Here is a 15908-nt window from a genome sequence, read left to right on the forward strand (position 1 = left end):
ATGCGCGGCATTCGGTGCGGTCCGTCTTTCAGACCGGGTGGCTGAAACGGCTGAAGTCCTTTATTTCAAGGCATTTCACCCCGTACAGCGTCTGTCCGCACCTTCGCCACGCCCGGAAGGAGAAACCCATGGGACAGCGTACGCCTCTGTATGACCTTCATCTCGCCCTCGGCGCGAAGATGGTCGATTTTGGCGGTTGGGATATGCCTCTGCATTACGGCTCGCAGGTCGAGGAACACCATCAGGTGCGTCGCGATTGCGGGGTTTTCGATGTATCCCACATGACCGTGATCGATGTTGGCGGCCCCCAGGCCAAGGCCTGGCTTCAGTATTTACTGGCCAATGACGTCGAACGTCTGCACAGCCCCGGCCGTGCCCTGTACAGCGCCATGCTCAACGAGCACGGCGGCATCGTCGACGACATGATCGTCTACCGTCTTGAGGACGGTTATCGCTTGGTGGTCAACGCCTCCACCCGCAATCAGGACCTGGCCTGGATGCAAACTCATCTCGGCGATTTCGATGTGCAGCTCAACGAGCGCTCCGAGCTGGCGATGCTGGCCATTCAAGGGCCTCACGCCCGGCACAAGATTGCCGAACTGGTGACTCAGTCCCGTGGCACGCTGATTCAGCAGCTCAAATATTTCGAAGGTCAGACTGACGGTGACTGGTTCATCGCGCGCACCGGTTACACCGGTGAGGATGGTCTGGAAATCGTGCTGCCGGCCGATCAGGCACCGGGCTTCTTCAACGATCTGGTGGGCGCGGGGATTTCCCCGATCGGCCTCGGCGCCCGCGATACCTTGCGTGTCGAAGCCGGCATGAACCTCTACGGGCAGGACATTCATCAAGAAGTTTCACCATTGGCCTCCAACATGGCCTGGAGCATTGCCTGGGAACCGGCCACGCGTCAGTTCATCGGCCGCACTGCCCTGGAAGCCGAACAGGCCGATGGCGTACAGCACAAACTGGTGGGTCTGGTCCTTGAAGAACGTGGAGTTTTACGGGCGCATCAGGTGGTTCGCATCGCCGATGTTGGCGAAGGGGAGATCACCAGTGGTAGTTTCTCTCCTACGCTTAGCAAGTCGATAGCACTGGCGCGCGTGCCGGTGGCCACCGCCGACCGCGCTGAAGTGGAAATCCGTGGCAAGTGGTACCCGGTTCGAGTGGTCAAACCGACCTTCGTACGCCACGGCAAAACCTTGATCTAACTTTTTTTGGCGGGCAATGACCGCTGACATTTTTCTTGAGGACACAGAACATGAGCGAAATCCCTGTCGACCTGCGTTTTGCCGAAAGTCACGAATGGGCCCGTCTAGACCATGATGGCGGCGTGAAAGTGGGTATTTCAGACCATGCTCAGGAAGCCTTGGGTGACGTAGTGTTCGTTGAACTGCCGGAAATCGGCAAAGTGTTCGCTGCTGGCGAGGCTGCAGGTGTAGTCGAGTCGGTCAAGGCCGCGTCCGATATCTACTCGCCAGTTTCCGGCACAGTCATTGCCGTTAACGAAGAGTTGGCCAACAACCCGGAGCTGGTCAACAGCGCGCCTTATGACAGCTGGTTCTTCAAACTCGAGCCAAGCGATACCTCCGAGCTGAACAACCTGCTTGACCCGGTGGCCTACAAGGCTGCTATTGGCGAGTAAGCCTTCAGCGTTACCCCAAAAGCCCCGATTTTTCGGGGCTTTTTTGTGTCCGCTAACTTGATGCGCTGAAGATTAAATGTGGGAGCGAGCTTGCTCGCGAAAGCGATTAATCATTCAACGTATAGGTCGACTGACCCACCGTTTTCGCGAGCAAGCCCGCTCCCACAGGGGAAGTGTCAACCTTTCCCACAGGTTCGCTGCTGGCAGCGACTGCTATGCTGGTTTGACCGCATTGCATCGACGCCGAGCGCCAGTCAAGAGAGAGCCCGTCATGTCCCAGTTGCCGTCCTTGAGCCAGTTACGCGACCCCAATACCTTCCTGCGCCGCCACTTGGGCCCCGATGCCGCCGAGCAGCAGGCGATGCTCGACAGCCTTGGTCTTGGCAGCCGGGTCGAACTGATCGAGCAGACGGTGCCGCCGGGAATCCGCCTCAACCGGCCGCTGGACTTGCCGCCGGCCCTCGACGAAGAAGCCGCGCTGGCCAAGCTGCGGGGCTACGCCGAGCAGAACCAGGTCTGGACCAGCCTGATTGGCATGGGGTACCACGGCACCCTCACGCCGGCCGTCATCCTGCGCAACGTGCTGGAAAATCCCGGTTGGTACACTGCCTATACGCCCTATCAACCAGAGATCGCCCAAGGCCGGCTCGAAGCGTTGCTGAATTTCCAGCAGATGACCATCGACCTGACCGGCCTGGAACTGGCCAACGCCTCGCTGCTGGATGAAGCCACGGCGGCAGCCGAGGCCATGGCACTGGCCAAGCGCGTGGCCAAATCCAGAAGTAACCTGTTTTTCGTCGATGAGAATTGCCACGCGCAGACCATTTCCGTGGTGCGGACCCGGGCCGAAGGGTTCGGTTTCGAGCTGATCGTCGACGCTGTGGATAACTTGAAACAGCACCAGGTGTTCGGCGCGCTGCTGCAATATCCCGACACCCATGGTGAAGTGCGCGATCTGCGCCCATTGATCGATCATCTGCATGCCCAGCAAGCCTTGGCCTGTGTGGCGACCGATCTGCTAAGTCTGCTGTTGCTGACCCCGCCGGGGGAACTGGGCGCCGACGTGGTGTTCGGTTCGTCCCAGCGATTCGGTGTGCCCATGGGTTACGGCGGCCCGCACGCGGCGTTTTTTGCCAGTCGCGACGAATACAAACGGGCGATTCCCGGGCGGATCATCGGCGTGTCGAAAGATGCTCGCGGCAACGTTGCCCTGCGCATGGCCCTGCAAACCCGCGAGCAACATATCCGCCGGGAGAAAGCCAACTCCAACATCTGCACCGCTCAGGTGCTGCTGGCCAATATCGCCAGTTTCTACGCGGTCTACCATGGCCCGGAAGGGCTCAAACGGATTGCCCAGCGCGTCCATCGGCTGACCTGCATCCTCGCTGCCGGCCTGGAGCGCCATGGGATCCCCCGTCTCAACCAACATTTCTTCGATACCCTGACCCTGGAGGTCGGTGGCGCTCAGACCGCGATCATCGAAAGTGCCCAGGCGGCGCAGATCAACTTGCGCATTCTCGGCCGTGGGCAGTTGGGCCTGAGCCTCGACGAAACCTGTGACGAAATCACCGTGACGAAGCTGTTCGATGTGTTTCTCGGGGCCGATCATGGGCTCAACGTCGACGAACTGGACGCTGAAGTCTTGATGTCCGGCATTCCTGCCGGGTTGCTGCGCAATACATCTTATCTGCGTCACCCGGTGTTCAACGCTCATCACAGCGAAACCGAAATGCTGCGTTACCTTAAGCAGCTGGAAAACAAAGACCTGGCGCTCAATCAATCGATGATCCCGCTGGGCTCCTGCACCATGAAACTCAATGCCACCAGTGAGATGATCCCCATCACTTGGCCGCAGTTCGCCAATCTGCATCCGTTCGTACCGAAAGAGCAGGCGGTGGGTTATTCGTTGATGATCGAGGAGCTGGAGCGCTGGCTCTGCGCGATCACCGGTTTCGATGCGATCTGCATGCAGCCCAACTCGGGCGCTCAGGGCGAGTACGCCGGGTTGCTGGCAATCCGCAAATATCACGCGAGCCGCCATCAGGGCGCGCGGGATATCTGTCTGATCCCGTCTTCGGCCCACGGCACCAATCCGGCCTCGGCGCAAATGGCCGGGATGCGGGTGGTGATCGTCGAGTGCGACGAGGGGGGTAACGTCGATCTGGATGACCTGAAAGCCAAAGCCGCGGAGGCGGGGGATCATCTCGCCTGCCTGATGGCGACGTATCCTTCGACTCACGGGGTCTACGAAGAGGGCATCAGCCAGATCTGTGAAGTTATCCACAGCCATGGCGGTCAGGTGTACATGGATGGCGCCAACCTGAATGCGCAGGTTGGATTGGCGCGGCCGGCAGACATCGGTGCCGACGTGTCGCACATGAACCTGCACAAAACCTTCTGCATTCCCCACGGCGGTGGCGGACCGGGGATGGGCCCGATCGGGGTTCGGGCGCACCTGGCGCCGTTCGTCGCCAATCACCCGGTAGTGCCAATCGATGGCCCGCTGCCGGAGAACGGCGCAGTGAGCGCGGCACCTTGGGGCAGTGCAAGTATTCTGCCCATCAGCTGGATGTACATCGCCATGATGGGGCCGCAACTGGCGGATGCGAGTGAGGTGGCGATCCTCGCCGCGAATTACCTGGCGCAGCATTTGTCCGGCGCGTTTCCAGTGCTCTACACCGGGCGCAATGAGCGAGTGGCCCACGAATGCATCCTCGATTTGCGACCGCTGAAGACGCTGACCGGGATCAGTGAAGAGGACGTTGCCAAGCGCTTGATGGACTACGGCTTCCATGCGCCGACCATGTCGTTCCCGGTGCCGGGGACGTTGATGGTCGAACCGACCGAGAGTGAGTCGAAGGCGGAGCTGGACCGTTTTATCGATGCGATGCTGAGTATTCGCGCGGAAATCACCGAGGTGCAGAACGGCAACTGGCCGGCAGAGGACAACCCGCTGAAACGTTCGCCGCATACCCTGGCCGACATCACTGGCGTCTGGGAGCGGCCGTACAGCATCGCACAGGCGGTGACACCGGATGCGCACACCAAGGCCCATAAGTACTGGCCGGTGGTGAACCGGGTGGACAATGTCTACGGTGACCGCAATCTGTTTTGCGCGTGTGTGCCGGTGGACGAATACCGCTGAAATCACGAGAGATGAAGATCTAATGTGGGAGCGAGCAAGCCCGCTCCCACAATTGATCGCATTTCAGGCAAAAAAATGCCGCTCATGTGAGCGGCATTTTGTTCAGCAACGAACCTTATTTCGAGGCGATGGCATTCTTCGCCAGGATGGCGTTCGCCAGTTCCATGTCCGTGGCTTGCAGGCCTGGGTTGTCGGCTCGGACTTTCTGCATCGCGGCTTCCAGGTACGGCCCGCGAATGGCGCCGTCACTGGCGACAAAGCTGCCGGCGTCGTCCTGGGCAGCGACGACCAGCTTGTGATCCCTGGAGGTCAGGTAGGACGAACCGGTGGTGGCACCGGACGTAAGGACGCTCTGCCAAAAGCTGTCATCAGCCATCGCCGAACCGACTGGAAGGGACAACACGGCGAAGGTAGCGACAGCAAGTTTGAGACGCATAAAAGGTGACTCCACTGGATTAACTGCGGGCTTTGATTGCCAATAACCCAATCCAGTTCCGTGACGTTAGTCGGCTCGCGCCACCAGTAAAATCGCCCCTTGCTGCCCGACTACCCGAACACGGCTGCCGGATGCAGTGTCAGGCCCGCGGGCCATCCATACGCCATCGGCGACCTTGATCTTGCCGCGGCCGTCGACAATCGCTTCGCTGAGACCACGAACACCTTGCCTATCAGCTCTTGTCCGCGCAGGTTCAGGTTCGGCTGGTCGCTGGCTCGCACCACGCTACGCTGACGTCGCCACCAGCACAGTGCGGTGAGGATCGAAAAGACCGCAAACAGCAGCACCTCAGGTTCATATGCGACTTGGAGGGGCCAGGGACTATGGCTGATGCCAGTCAGTCAGAGTAAATCTCAAGTATGTTAAGAAATTTGAGCGACGAAAATCCTGTGGGAGCGAGGCTTGCCCGCGAAGAATGCACCGCGGTTTTTCAGGTAATCCGCGTCATCGTTCTTCGCGGGCAAGCCACGCTTCCACAGGTTATGCGTCTTGACTTACTTATCTCTGCTCACTCTGCGGCGTCACTCGCAACACCTCTTCGATCGTGGTCAAACCTGCCGCCACTTTCTGCGCCCCCGACAAGCGCAAACTGCGCATGCCTTCCTTGAATGCCTGACGGCGGACCGCCAGCAAATCGGTGTCAGGGTTGATCAGCGCTTTAATGCCGTCAGTCAGCTGCATGATTTCGTACACCCCGGCGCGGCCGCGATAGCCGGTTTCGCGGCATTCCAGGCAACCGATGGCGCGTTGTGCGTTGCCCGGCAGTGGCGCTTGCCAGGGCCGGGTCAGGGTTTGCCAGTCGTCCTCGCCCAAAGTTAATGGCGCCTTGCAATGCGGGCAGAGGGTCCGAACCAGACGCTGAGCCATGACCCCGAGCACCGTGGCCTTGATCAGGTAATGCGGCACGCCGAGTTCCAGCAGGCGGCTGATGGCGCTCGGGGCGTCGTTGGTGTGTAACGTCGACAGCACCAAGTGGCCGGTGAGTGCGGCCTGAATCGCCATTTCGGCGGTTTCGAGGTCGCGGATCTCGCCGATCATGATGATGTCCGGGTCTTGCCGCATCAGCGCGCGCACGCCGGCGGCAAAGGTCAGGTCGATGTTGTGCTGGACCTGCATCTGATTGAACGCCGGCTCGACCATTTCGATCGGGTCTTCAATGGTGCAGAGGTTGACCTCCGGCGTCGCCAGTTTCTTCAGAGTGGTGTACAGCGTGGTGGTCTTGCCTGAACCGGTCGGCCCGGTCACCAGAATGATGCCATTGGGCTGGCGGGTCATGTCTTGCCAGCGACGCAGGTCATCGGCGGAAAAACCCAGCTGATCGAAGTCCTTGAGCAGCACTTCCGGGTCGAAGATCCGCATAACCATTTTTTCGCCGAACGCCGTCGGTAATGTCGACAACCGCAACTCGACTTCGCCGCCATCCGGGGTTTTGGTTTTGACTCGACCGTCCTGGGGTTTGCGCTTTTCCGCGACGTTCATCCGCCCCAGGCTTTTCAGGCGGCTGACGATGGCCATGGTCACCTGCGGCGGGAATTGATAGACGTTGTGCAGCACGCCGTCGATGCGAAAGCGCACTGTGCCTTGCTCGCGCCGGGGTTCGATGTGGATATCGCTGGCCCGTTGCTGGAACGCGTACTGGAACAACCAATCGACGATGTTGACGATGTGCGCATCGTTGGCGTCCGGCTCCTGGTCGCTGGCACCGAGGTTGAGCAACTGTTCGAAGTTGCCCAGGGTGCTTATTTGCTGATCGGCGTTGGTGGCGCCAGTGACCGATTTGGCCAGGCGGAAAAACTCCACGCTGAAGCGCTGGATGTCCACCGGGTTGGCCACCACGCGCTTGATAGGTAGCTTCAGCACGTGGGTCAGGTCGGCCTCCCAACTGCTGACGAAGGGCTGGGCGCTGGCCACGGTGACGGCGTCGCGGTCGATGGACACCGCCAGAATCTTGTGGCGTTGGGCGAAGGCATAGGACATCAACGGCGTAATGGCCGCGACATTGATTTTCAGCGGGTCGATGCGCAAATAGGGCTGACCGGCCTGCTGAGACATCCAGAGCGTCAGGCTTTCCAGGTCGAGGTGTTTGCCGGGACGGCTGAGGTCGTCCAAGTGTTGGCTGGCGATGAACTCCAGCGGGTGCTGTTGACCATTTATGGCGTGACGGCGGCGGGCGTTGAGTGCGTGTTCGGCTGAATCCTGGCTGATAAAGCCTTGGGCGACCAGTTCACGCAGCAAATCGTTAAGGTCCAGCCAGCGGTCCTGAGTGGCGAGTTGAACGGACATGCGGGCTCCTTATGAACAACCGTTCGCAAAGGATAGCCGCGCACCCGCAGACCGTTGGGCCACTACCCGACCAACACGTGTCGGGTTTTTTCAGCCTGTCGCGTGAGCAGGCTCTTGCCACGCAGAATCAGCCGCTTGCAGGTTCACCGAGCAGACGCTGATCAGGTTACGTAATTTTTCCGCGATCACTTGAGCACGGTGCCAGCTCAGGCCGTCCATGACGATATCGACCGACAGCAGATCGTCCATTCGCTGCACGTTGACCTGCTGCGGCGTCAGAAACTGCAAGGCGAACAGATTGAGCGCACGGCACAGCAAATCCGGCTCGGCCTCGGCCAGCAATTGGTAATGGACGCGGCAGTGGGCGTTGCTGACGTTCCAGACATCGGCGCGGGCGGGCGGGGTGTTCACGGCTTCTAAATGCGGCATGGTCGGTCTCCAAAATCACTGGAGGAATTTTTACATTCGGTGCCGGGCATTTCTTATCTATGATTGGGCTTATTGACCATTTATCGAATTGATCAATTCGATCTAGTACCCACTATAGGTTTTTCTATGCACAGCGAGCTGGATGGCTACGACCGCAAGATTCTCGCGTTGCTGCAAGAGGACGCTTCGCTCTCCAGCGCGCAGATCGCCGAACAGGTGGGGCTCTCGCAGTCGCCGTGCTGGCGGCGGATTCAACGGATGAAGGAGGAGGGGATCATTCGCGGTCAGGTGACGTTGCTTGACCGAAAGAAAATCGGCCTTAACACGCAGATCTTCGCCGAGATCAAACTCAATGCCCACGGACGCTCGAACTTCACCGAGTTCACCGAGGCGATTCGCGGCTTTCCCGAAGTGCTGGAGTGTTATGTGCTGATGGGGGCGGTGGATTTCTTGCTGCGGATCGTCACGGCAGATATCGAGGCTTATGAGCGCTTCTTCTTCGAGAAGCTGTCGATGGTGCCGGGGATTCAGGAGGTCAACTCAATCGTGGCGTTGTCGGAAATCAAATCCACGACGAGTTTGCCGGTGTTGCGCTGATGATGTTCGAAGGCCTTTGTGGCGAGGGAGCTTGCTCTCGCTGGAGTGCGAAGCGCTCCCCAATCCGGCCATTGCGGTATGCCAGACAAACCGCGATGCCCGGATTTACGACTGCTTCGCAGCCGAACGGGAGCAAGCTCCCTCGCCACAGGGTACTTACAGACGCAGCAAAGTCTTCCAGGCGCGATTCTGATACACCGCAATCGCCTGGTGCTTACGCGCATCCAGCGATTCATCGGTGATCGGCTCGTTGGCCAGTTGCGTCAGTTTGTTCAGCTCGCCGTACAGGCGATCCATTTCCGGGATCTCCAGCACGCCACGAGCATGGTGCAGCCAGGCCTGGATGCGCTCGATGCGCGGCAGCTGCTCGGCCAGGTCTTCCGGCTGTTGCTGGTAACGCTGCAATTGCAGCGAGTTGGCTTCTTCGCCCAGCATGCGCGGCAGCCAGCTGCCCAGTTGTGCAGCGCCCTGGCGATTGCCGCGGGTGTTGCGATCGGCGGCCCAGGTGCGAGCCAGCAACCAGCGCGAAGTGTTCAGGGAGAACAGGCCCCAGCGCGGATCTTCCAGCTCTTCGAGGAATTGCTCCGGCGCGGCTTTGCGCACGTCTTCGTCGTCCAGGCCGGCTTGGACCAGGGGGCGCCAGTCTTCCAGCAGGGCATCCAGCGCGACCCGCAGATCATGAGTTGACTGACGCGGTGCGGCCTGACCGAGGCTGCTGATCAGCGCGCGCATTTCAGCGAGGTTCTCGACCCAGTCCTGCAACAGGCGCCAGTGGCCATTGAAGCGATATTGCTCGGCCAGACGCTGGCTGCTGCTCAGCAAATGCCAGCTCAGGGCGGCGAACGCATCGTCCAGCGGCATTTCGGCGGTGATTTGCGGCGCCGGCAAGCTCAGCGAGTAGCTGTTGGCATCGAACAGGCGATAACCGCGCTCGGCCTTGCTGATATCACATGGCATCAGCGCCAGGGTCGCAGCCAGTTCGGCGGCCAGTTCCAGCAGCGCGGCCGGTTCGCCTTCGCGCAGTTCCAGTTCCAGCTCGCAGATTTCTTCTTTCTGCTTGCCGACCACTACATGGCCCAGGTCCAGCGCGGCTTCGATGACCACTTTGGTCTTGCCACGGCCCCAGGCGATTTCCGCGCGCTCGCGAACGAAATCGGTGGTGAAGATGGCTTTCAGGGTTTTCTTGTCCAGATCGGCCAGCTCTTCGGGCCAGCATTCACCGTCGAGTTTCTTCACGTCGAGTTTGGCTTTGGGCAGGGACCAGTCGTACTCGTGACGCTCGGACAGACCGGCAACGCTCTGGCCACGGGTCTTGAGCGTCTGAATCACTTCTTCGCCATCGCGGCGCAGGCGCAGGGCAACCTTGGCGCGGGCCAGGTCGCGCTCAGGCGTGTCGAAGTACTGGTTCATCAACTCACGGCGTTCCCAGCCACTTTTGTTGCGTTTTTTCAATAACGGGTGCTCGCGCAGGGCGGCGAGGGTTTCGCGGCTGACGCGTAGTTTGATTTCGGTTTCTTTCTGCATGGCCGGAAAATCCAGGATCGGGAGCGCAGCCGGGGGAATGTGTGGCTGCCAAGGTCGTGCAGTGTACAGGACTGATCCGTCCTACGCGCCGTAGCGGTTTATTCCTGTCGCCGGATGGTTCTATGATGGACTTCAATTCGGGAGTTGGGAGTCAGCGATGCCTTTGCCGTCCATGAAAGATCAGTTCGCTGCGCTGATCGCCGCGCCGTCTGTCAGCTGTACCCAACCCAGCCTGGATCAAACCAATCGGCCGGTCATCGACTTGTTGGCGACATGGCTCGGGGACTTGGGTTTTGCCTGCGATATCCAGCAGGTCAGCCCCGGCAAATTCAATCTGCTGGCCAGTTTTGGTGCCGGCCCCGGCGGCCTGGTGCTGGCTGGTCACAGCGATACGGTGCCGTACGACGAGGCGTTGTGGCAGACCGATCCGCTGAAACTGACGGAAGTGGACGGTCGTTGGGTCGGCCTGGGCAGTTGCGACATGAAGGGTTTTTTCGCCCTGGCCATCGAAGCCGTCAAACCCTTGCTCGACCAACCGTTCAAGCAACCCTTGCTGATCCTCGCCACCTGCGATGAAGAAAGCTCGATGTCTGGCGCTCGCGCTCTGGCCGAAGCCGGACGGCCATTAGGTCGCGCGGCGGTGATCGGCGAGCCGACGGGGCTAAAGCCGGTGCGGATGCACAAGGGCATCATGATGGAACGCATCGACATCCTCGGCCAGAGCGGCCATTCCTCGGACCCGCGCCTGGGCCACAGTGCCCTCGAGGCCATGCACGATGCCATCGGCGAACTGCGCGGCTTGCGCCTGGCGTGGCAGCGCGAATTCCGTAACCCGCAGTTCAGTGTGCCGCAACCGACCCTGAATTTCGGCTGCATTCACGGGGGCGACAATCCCAACCGCATCTGCGGCCAGTGCTCGCTGGAGTTCGACTTGCGTCCATTGCCAGGCATGGACCCCAAAGCCTTGCGCGCGGCGATTTTGCAGAAGCTCAATCCGATTGCCGAACGGCATCAGGTGAAGATCGATTACGCGCCGCTGTTCCCCGAAGTGCCACCCTTCGAGCAGGCCGAAGACTCGGAATTGGTGAGGGTCGCCGAAAAGCTCACCGGCCATCGCGCCGAAGCAGTGGCGTTCGGCACGGAAGCGCCTTATCTTCAGCGTCTTGGTTGTGAAACACTGGTATTGGGACCGGGCGACATCGCCTGCGCCCACCAACCGGGGGAATACCTCGAAATGTCACGTTTGCAGCCTACCGTGCATCTATTACGACAACTGATTGAACATTACTGCCTGACGCCGGCCAAAACGACGATGCCAGTGTAGGAGCGTGTATAAATTGCCGATGTCCCAACCCGTATTCATGAGGAGAGCGCGCGTGTCGCCAAGCCTGTTCCGACGATAACCATCAGCCCGCTGTGCGTTTACTGCTTTACCCTTTTTTCGGCTGCTATTTATTACAGGCCCAGGTTCATGCCCGAATACGTCAATTGGCTTCGTCACGCTTCGCCTTACATCAACGCCCACCGCGATTGCACCTTCGTCGTCATGCTGCCCGGCGACGGCGTGGAGCACCCGAACTTCGGCAATATCGTCCACGACCTGGTGCTGCTGCACAGCCTGGGCGTGCGGCTGGTGCTGGTTCACGGTTCCCGTCCGCAAATTGAAACCCGCCTCGCAGCTCGCGGCCTGACCCCGCACTACCACCACGGCATGCGCATCACCGATGCGGCGACGCTGGAGTGCGTGATCGATGCGGTCGGCCAACTGCGCATCGCCATCGAAGCGCGGTTGTCCATGGACATGGCCTCGTCGCCGATGCAGGGCTCGCGCCTGCGGGTGGCCAGCGGCAATCTGGTCACTGCACGGCCGATCGGCGTACTTGAAGGTGTCGACTATCACCACACCGGCGAAGTGCGCCGGGTCGACCGCAAGGGCATCAATCGCCTGCTGGACGAACGCTCCATCGTGCTGTTGTCGCCGCTGGGTTACTCGCCGACCGGTGAGATCTTCAACCTCGCGTGCGAAGACGTCGCTACCCGTGCGGCCATCGATCTGGGTGCGGACAAGCTGCTGCTGTTCGGCGCCGATCTGGGCTTGATCGATGAAAATGGCCGGCTGGTCCGCGAATTGCGCCCGCAACAGGTACCGGCGCATTTGCAGCGTTTGGGCAGCAACTATCAAGCCGAGCTACTGGATGCTGCCGCTGAAGCGTGCCGGGGCGGTGTGGCGCGCAGTCACATCGTCAGCTACGCCGAAGATGGCGCGCTGCTGACCGAACTGTTCACCCGTGACGGTGGCGGTACGCTGGTGGCCCAGGAGCAATTCGAAGTTGTGCGCGAGGCAGCCATCGAGGACGTCGGCGGTTTGCTGGACTTGATCAGCCCGCTGGAAGAGCAGGGGATTCTGGTACGCCGTTCCCGAGAGGTGCTGGAGCGTGAGATCGAGCAGTTCAGCGTGGTAGAACGCGAAGGCATGATCATCGCCTGCGCGGCGCTGTATCAGATTGCCGATTCGGATGCGGGGGAGTTGGCGTGTCTGGCGGTGAACCCGGAGTACCGCCATGGCGGTCGCGGCGATGAGTTGCTGGAACGCATCGAAACCCGCGCCCGGGCACAGGGCCTGAAAACCTTGTTCGTGCTGACCACCCGGACGGCCCACTGGTTCCGTGAGCGGGGGTTTGTACCGAGCAGCGTCGAACGCCTGCCATCGGCGCGGGCGTCGCTTTACAACTACCAGCGTAATTCGAAGATCTTCGAAAAAGCCCTCTGACCCGGGCCAGCCGGGACCTGTATTTGATCGTTCCCACGCAGAGCGTGGGAACGATCATTCCTGCACAAATTTTGCGCTGACGTACGGCGAATAATCCGGCAGCACCGTCTCGACCTTGCCTTGCTCCTTCAAGAACTTCGCCGTTTCGCCAATGGCCTTGGCCGTGCCGTTGCGCACCATGAACGTTTCGGCAGTGTTGATCTGGGTTTGATAACCGACCGTGAGCGTCGCCGCCTGGGCGGAAAAAGAAAATATAAGCGATACATAAACTGTAACAAATTGACTAGATAGTGCGCGTTTGGCCATGATGGCGTCGCCTTTTCGCAAGTGATTGACGTATGGGGGATGCGTCGAACGCTAATCGATCTAAAAAAATGCCAATGAATACCATTTAGGAATTAGCTTATGAGCCGATACCCGTGATCCAGGTTCGGGTTATCGATTGAAAGATATATTCCTAAAAGGTATTAAAAAGAATTAAACAATTCTTTTTGGGTTTATGAAGAGCTCATTACCCTGCAGGGACCAAATCACGGCGGTTAGACCTTGGTCGTAGACACACATGGTTACGATTGACTTGTCAGTCATGGACCAGTGCTAATCGCGCATCTGTGGATCTGGGGCGTTAGACCCGAGACCAAAGAACACAAAAATTAGAACGAGAGGAGCGAAACAATGAAGAAGTCCACCTTGGCCCTGGCTGTGGCCGTAGGGGTTTTGGCGCAGCAGGCAGGCGCCGCCGGTTTCATCGAAGACAGTAAAGCGTCCGTCAGTTCCCGTACCCTGTACTTCAATAACGATAACCGCGAAGGCGGTTCCGACCAGCGCGAAACGGCCACCGGCCTGAAGTTCGACTACAAGTCCGGCTTCACCCAAGGCGTCGTAGGTTTTGGTATCGACGCCCAGGCTCTGGTCGGTATCCACCTCGATGGCGGCAAAGGTCACCACCCAGATAACAACTCCTTTGTTCCAAGCGACACCGACGGTTCGGCTGTGCACAACTGGAGTCGTCTGTCAGGCAACGTAAAGGCGCTTTTCTCGAAGACCGAGGCTCACTTGGGTGGTGCCTTGGCGCCTAACCTGCCAATTCTGGTGGCCAACGATGGTCGTCTGCTGCCGCAAACCTTTGAAGGTGGCACTATCACCTCCAAGGAAATCGACAACGTAACCTTCAACGCCGGTCAGTTGGAGCACGCCGTTGGCCGTGCGGGGACTAACAGCACCGGCCTGGCGGTGAGCGGCGGTACTGAGGAAAGCAACCAGTTCCGTTATGGTGGTGCGGACTGGAAAGTCACCAAAGACCTGACCCTGCAGTACTACTACGCCAACCTGCAAGACTATTACAAACAGCACTTCCTGGGCGCGGTACACGTTTTCCCGATCAGCGAAGGCCAGTCGTTCAAGACTGACCTGCGTTACTTCGACAGCAGCTCTGATGGCCGTAATGGTGACGCCGGCTACCGGTTCAACAACAACGGCGGCTATGCCAAGACCCCGGGCGAGGTCGATAACAAGACCTGGAGCGCCATGTTCACTTATACCCTGGGTGGCAGCGCCTTCCTGTTGGGTCACCAGCAAGTCGGCGATGACGGTGGCTTCGTCTACATGAACCAGGGCAGCCTTTTGAATGACAGCGGTCGTAACGAAGGGGCTGGCGGCTCAAGCTTCTATCTGTTTACCGATAGCATGATCCATCAGTTTGTCCGCGCAGGTGAGAACACCACGTTCGGTCAATACTCGTACGACTTCGCCGCCTTGGGCGTTCCGGGCTTGAAGGCTGCAGTTGCCTACCTCCACGGTGACGACATCAAATCCGCCACTGGCGGAAGCGATTCGTCCGAGTGGGAGCGCGACATGCGCCTGGACTACGTTGTCCAGCAAGGCCCTCTGAAAGGCTTCGGCACTACCCTGCGTCACGGCACCTACCGTGGCAGCAGTACTGGTATCGCCGACCAGGATCAGACTCGCCTGATCTTCAACTACACTTACAACTTCATGTAAGACGTAGAAAAAAAGCCCCGCCCGGCATCTCGCCGGGCGGGGCTTTTGCGTTTTCAAAGCGGGGTCACCCCCGTAATCCCGCCTTGAAAATCCCCTCTTTGCAGCAACTCAAGGCCTTCTCGAACCTTGTCGGCGATGTTCGTCCTCATGTGCATTCAGGTCCAGTGAACAGATATTTAATATTCACTTATGATCTAAATAAATCGATATTTATTCTTTTTAATCTCTAATGAACGCAGGCACAGTTGAGCTCAACAAGCACTCATCAGGAGCAGCACCATGAGCCTCAGACTTGGCGATATCGCCCCCGACTTCGAGCAGGATTCCAGCGCCGGCACCCTCCGTTTCCACGAATGGCTGGGCGATAGCTGGGGCGTGTTGTTTTCCCACCCGGCGGACTTCACGCCGGTGTGCACCACCGAGCTGGGTTTCACCGCCAGGCTCAAGGATGAATTCGCTCAACGCGGCGTCAAAGCCATTGCTCTTTCGGTCGACCCGGTGGACTCGCACCACAAGTGGATCGAGGACATCAATGAAACCCAGAACGCCATCGTCAACTTCCCGATCCTCGCCGATGCGGACCGCAAAGTGTCCGACCTGTACGACCTGATCCACCCAAATGCCAACGACACCCTGACCGTGCGCTCGCTGTTCGTGATCGATCCGAACAAGAAGATTCGGCTGACAATCACTTACCCGGCGAGTACTGGCCGTAACTTCAATGAAATTTTGCGGGTGATCGATTCGCTGCAGCTCACTGACAACTACAAGGTGGCTACTCCGGCCAACTGGCAGGATGGTGATGAAGTGGTGATCGTGCCGTCGCTCAAGGACGAAGATGAAATCAAACGACGTTTTCCCAAGGGTTATCGCGCGGTGAAACCGTATTTGCGTCTGACGCCGCAACCGAATCGTTGATTGAAAACCGCTCCTACAGGGGCGGGGAGCATCTACCAAAGCAGGGGATTTCGGGCCGTTTCGACGGCCTGTTTTTTTGCCCGGAAAAAGACAATTTTCA

The 15908-nt window shown here is 59.2% G+C and carries 12 protein-coding genes and 2 pseudogenes; 8 read left to right on the plus strand and 6 right to left on the minus strand.

What is annotated here, in order from left to right:
* Positions 1-128: 128 nt before the first annotated feature.
* The 3 genes from gcvT (at position 129) to gcvP (ending at position 4790) form a co-directional block, all read left to right on the plus strand.
* The gene (gene gcvT / locus PSH88_RS01490; protein ID WP_305424613.1) at positions 129-1211 is read left to right on the plus strand and encodes a glycine cleavage system aminomethyltransferase GcvT; all 1083 of its coding nucleotides are present in this window, start codon (positions 129-131) and stop codon (positions 1209-1211) included.
* 50 nt (positions 1212-1261) lie between these two features.
* Positions 1262-1645, plus strand: a complete 384-nt coding sequence (gene gcvH, locus PSH88_RS01495; protein ID WP_038980852.1) for a glycine cleavage system protein GcvH — start codon at positions 1262-1264, stop codon at positions 1643-1645.
* 271 nt (positions 1646-1916) lie between these two features.
* Positions 1917-4790: an aminomethyl-transferring glycine dehydrogenase gene (gcvP, locus tag PSH88_RS01500; protein ID WP_305424614.1), complete on the plus strand. Its 2874-nt coding sequence runs from the start codon at positions 1917-1919 to the stop codon at positions 4788-4790.
* 115 nt (positions 4791-4905) lie between these two features.
* On the opposite strand, the gene PSH88_RS01505 is transcribed toward gcvP, so the two are convergent.
* The 4 genes and pseudogenes from PSH88_RS01505 to PSH88_RS01520 all read right to left on the minus strand — a co-directional run bounded on the left by PSH88_RS01505 (position 4906) and on the right by PSH88_RS01520 (position 7998).
* Positions 4906-5226, minus strand: coding sequence for a DUF2388 domain-containing protein (locus PSH88_RS01505; RefSeq protein WP_305424615.1), 321 nt, complete (start codon positions 5224-5226; stop codon positions 4906-4908).
* Positions 5227-5292: 66 nt separating this feature from the next.
* Positions 5293-5576 (minus strand): annotated as a pseudogene (locus tag PSH88_RS01510) (NfeD family protein); the annotation flags it as partial.
* 208 nt (positions 5577-5784) lie between these two features.
* Positions 5785-7569 (minus strand): type IV pilus assembly ATPase TfpB, encoded by a 1785-nt coding sequence (gene tfpB, locus PSH88_RS01515; RefSeq protein WP_305424616.1) that lies wholly within the window; start codon positions 7567-7569, stop codon positions 5785-5787.
* A 90-nt stretch (positions 7570-7659) separates the two neighbouring features.
* On the minus strand, positions 7660-7998 hold the full coding sequence (locus tag PSH88_RS01520; protein ID WP_305424618.1) for a hypothetical protein: 339 nt from the start codon (positions 7996-7998) through the stop codon (positions 7660-7662).
* Between the two features lie 126 nt (positions 7999-8124).
* Between PSH88_RS01520 and PSH88_RS01525 the strand changes: the two genes are divergently transcribed.
* Entirely contained in the window at positions 8125-8595 is a 471-nt protein-coding gene (locus tag PSH88_RS01525) for an Lrp/AsnC family transcriptional regulator (RefSeq protein WP_007940379.1), read from the plus strand.
* A gap of 156 nt (positions 8596-8751) precedes the next feature.
* Here PSH88_RS01525 and PSH88_RS01530 read toward each other — a convergent pair whose 3' ends face one another.
* Positions 8752-10119, minus strand: coding sequence for a CYTH domain-containing protein (locus PSH88_RS01530; RefSeq protein WP_305424619.1), 1368 nt, complete (start codon positions 10117-10119; stop codon positions 8752-8754).
* Positions 10120-10276: 157 nt separating this feature from the next.
* On the opposite strand from PSH88_RS01530, the gene argE reads away from it, so the two are divergent.
* Together argE and argA are read left to right on the plus strand one after the other, a co-directional pair.
* The gene (gene argE / locus PSH88_RS01535; protein ID WP_305424620.1) at positions 10277-11443 is read left to right on the plus strand and encodes an acetylornithine deacetylase; all 1167 of its coding nucleotides are present in this window, start codon (positions 10277-10279) and stop codon (positions 11441-11443) included.
* A gap of 147 nt (positions 11444-11590) precedes the next feature.
* A complete protein-coding gene (gene argA / locus PSH88_RS01540) occupies positions 11591-12889 on the plus strand; it encodes an amino-acid N-acetyltransferase (RefSeq protein WP_007899457.1) in 1299 nt (432 codons plus the stop codon).
* A gap of 54 nt (positions 12890-12943) precedes the next feature.
* On the opposite strand, the pseudogene tauA reads toward argA, so the two are convergent.
* Positions 12944-13060: pseudogene (gene tauA, locus PSH88_RS01545) on the minus strand (taurine ABC transporter substrate-binding protein); the annotation flags it as partial.
* Between the two features lie 504 nt (positions 13061-13564).
* On the opposite strand from tauA, the gene PSH88_RS01550 reads away from it, so the two are divergent.
* Positions 13565-14890: an OprD family porin gene (locus PSH88_RS01550; RefSeq protein WP_305424621.1), complete on the plus strand. Its 1326-nt coding sequence runs from the start codon at positions 13565-13567 to the stop codon at positions 14888-14890.
* Between the two features lie 279 nt (positions 14891-15169).
* On the plus strand, positions 15170-15808 hold the full coding sequence (locus tag PSH88_RS01555; protein WP_305424622.1) for a peroxiredoxin: 639 nt from the start codon (positions 15170-15172) through the stop codon (positions 15806-15808).
* Positions 15809-15908: the final 100 nt, after the last annotated feature.

Origin of the sequence: Pseudomonas wuhanensis (assembly GCF_030687395.1) — a bacterium.
Lineage (GTDB): Bacteria > Pseudomonadota > Gammaproteobacteria > Pseudomonadales > Pseudomonadaceae > Aquipseudomonas > Aquipseudomonas wuhanensis.

Bases quoted from the DNA above. Each gene is read 5' to 3' on its own strand.
- tfpB (WP_305424616.1), bottom strand. From the start codon at position 7,569: ATGTCCGTTCAACTCGCCACTCAGGACCGCTGGCTGGACCTTAACGAT.
- gcvP (WP_305424614.1), top strand. From the start codon at position 1,917: ATGTCCCAGTTGCCGTCCTTGAGCCAGTTACGCGACCCCAATACCTTC.
- gcvH (WP_038980852.1), top strand. From the start codon at position 1,262: ATGAGCGAAATCCCTGTCGACCTGCGTTTTGCCGAAAGTCACGAATGG.
- argE (WP_305424620.1), top strand. From the start codon at position 10,277: ATGCCTTTGCCGTCCATGAAAGATCAGTTCGCTGCGCTGATCGCCGCG.
- PSH88_RS01530 (WP_305424619.1), bottom strand. From the start codon at position 10,119: ATGCAGAAAGAAACCGAAATCAAACTACGCGTCAGCCGCGAAACCCTC.
- PSH88_RS01525 (WP_007940379.1), top strand. From the start codon at position 8,125: ATGCACAGCGAGCTGGATGGCTACGACCGCAAGATTCTCGCGTTGCTG.
- argA (WP_007899457.1), top strand. From the start codon at position 11,591: ATGCCCGAATACGTCAATTGGCTTCGTCACGCTTCGCCTTACATCAAC.
- PSH88_RS01520 (WP_305424618.1), bottom strand. From the start codon at position 7,998: ATGCCGCATTTAGAAGCCGTGAACACCCCGCCCGCCCGCGCCGATGTC.
- PSH88_RS01555 (WP_305424622.1), top strand. From the start codon at position 15,170: ATGAGCCTCAGACTTGGCGATATCGCCCCCGACTTCGAGCAGGATTCC.
- gcvT (WP_305424613.1), top strand. From the start codon at position 129: ATGGGACAGCGTACGCCTCTGTATGACCTTCATCTCGCCCTCGGCGCG.
- PSH88_RS01505 (WP_305424615.1), bottom strand. From the start codon at position 5,226: ATGCGTCTCAAACTTGCTGTCGCTACCTTCGCCGTGTTGTCCCTTCCA.
- PSH88_RS01550 (WP_305424621.1), top strand. From the start codon at position 13,565: ATGAAGAAGTCCACCTTGGCCCTGGCTGTGGCCGTAGGGGTTTTGGCG.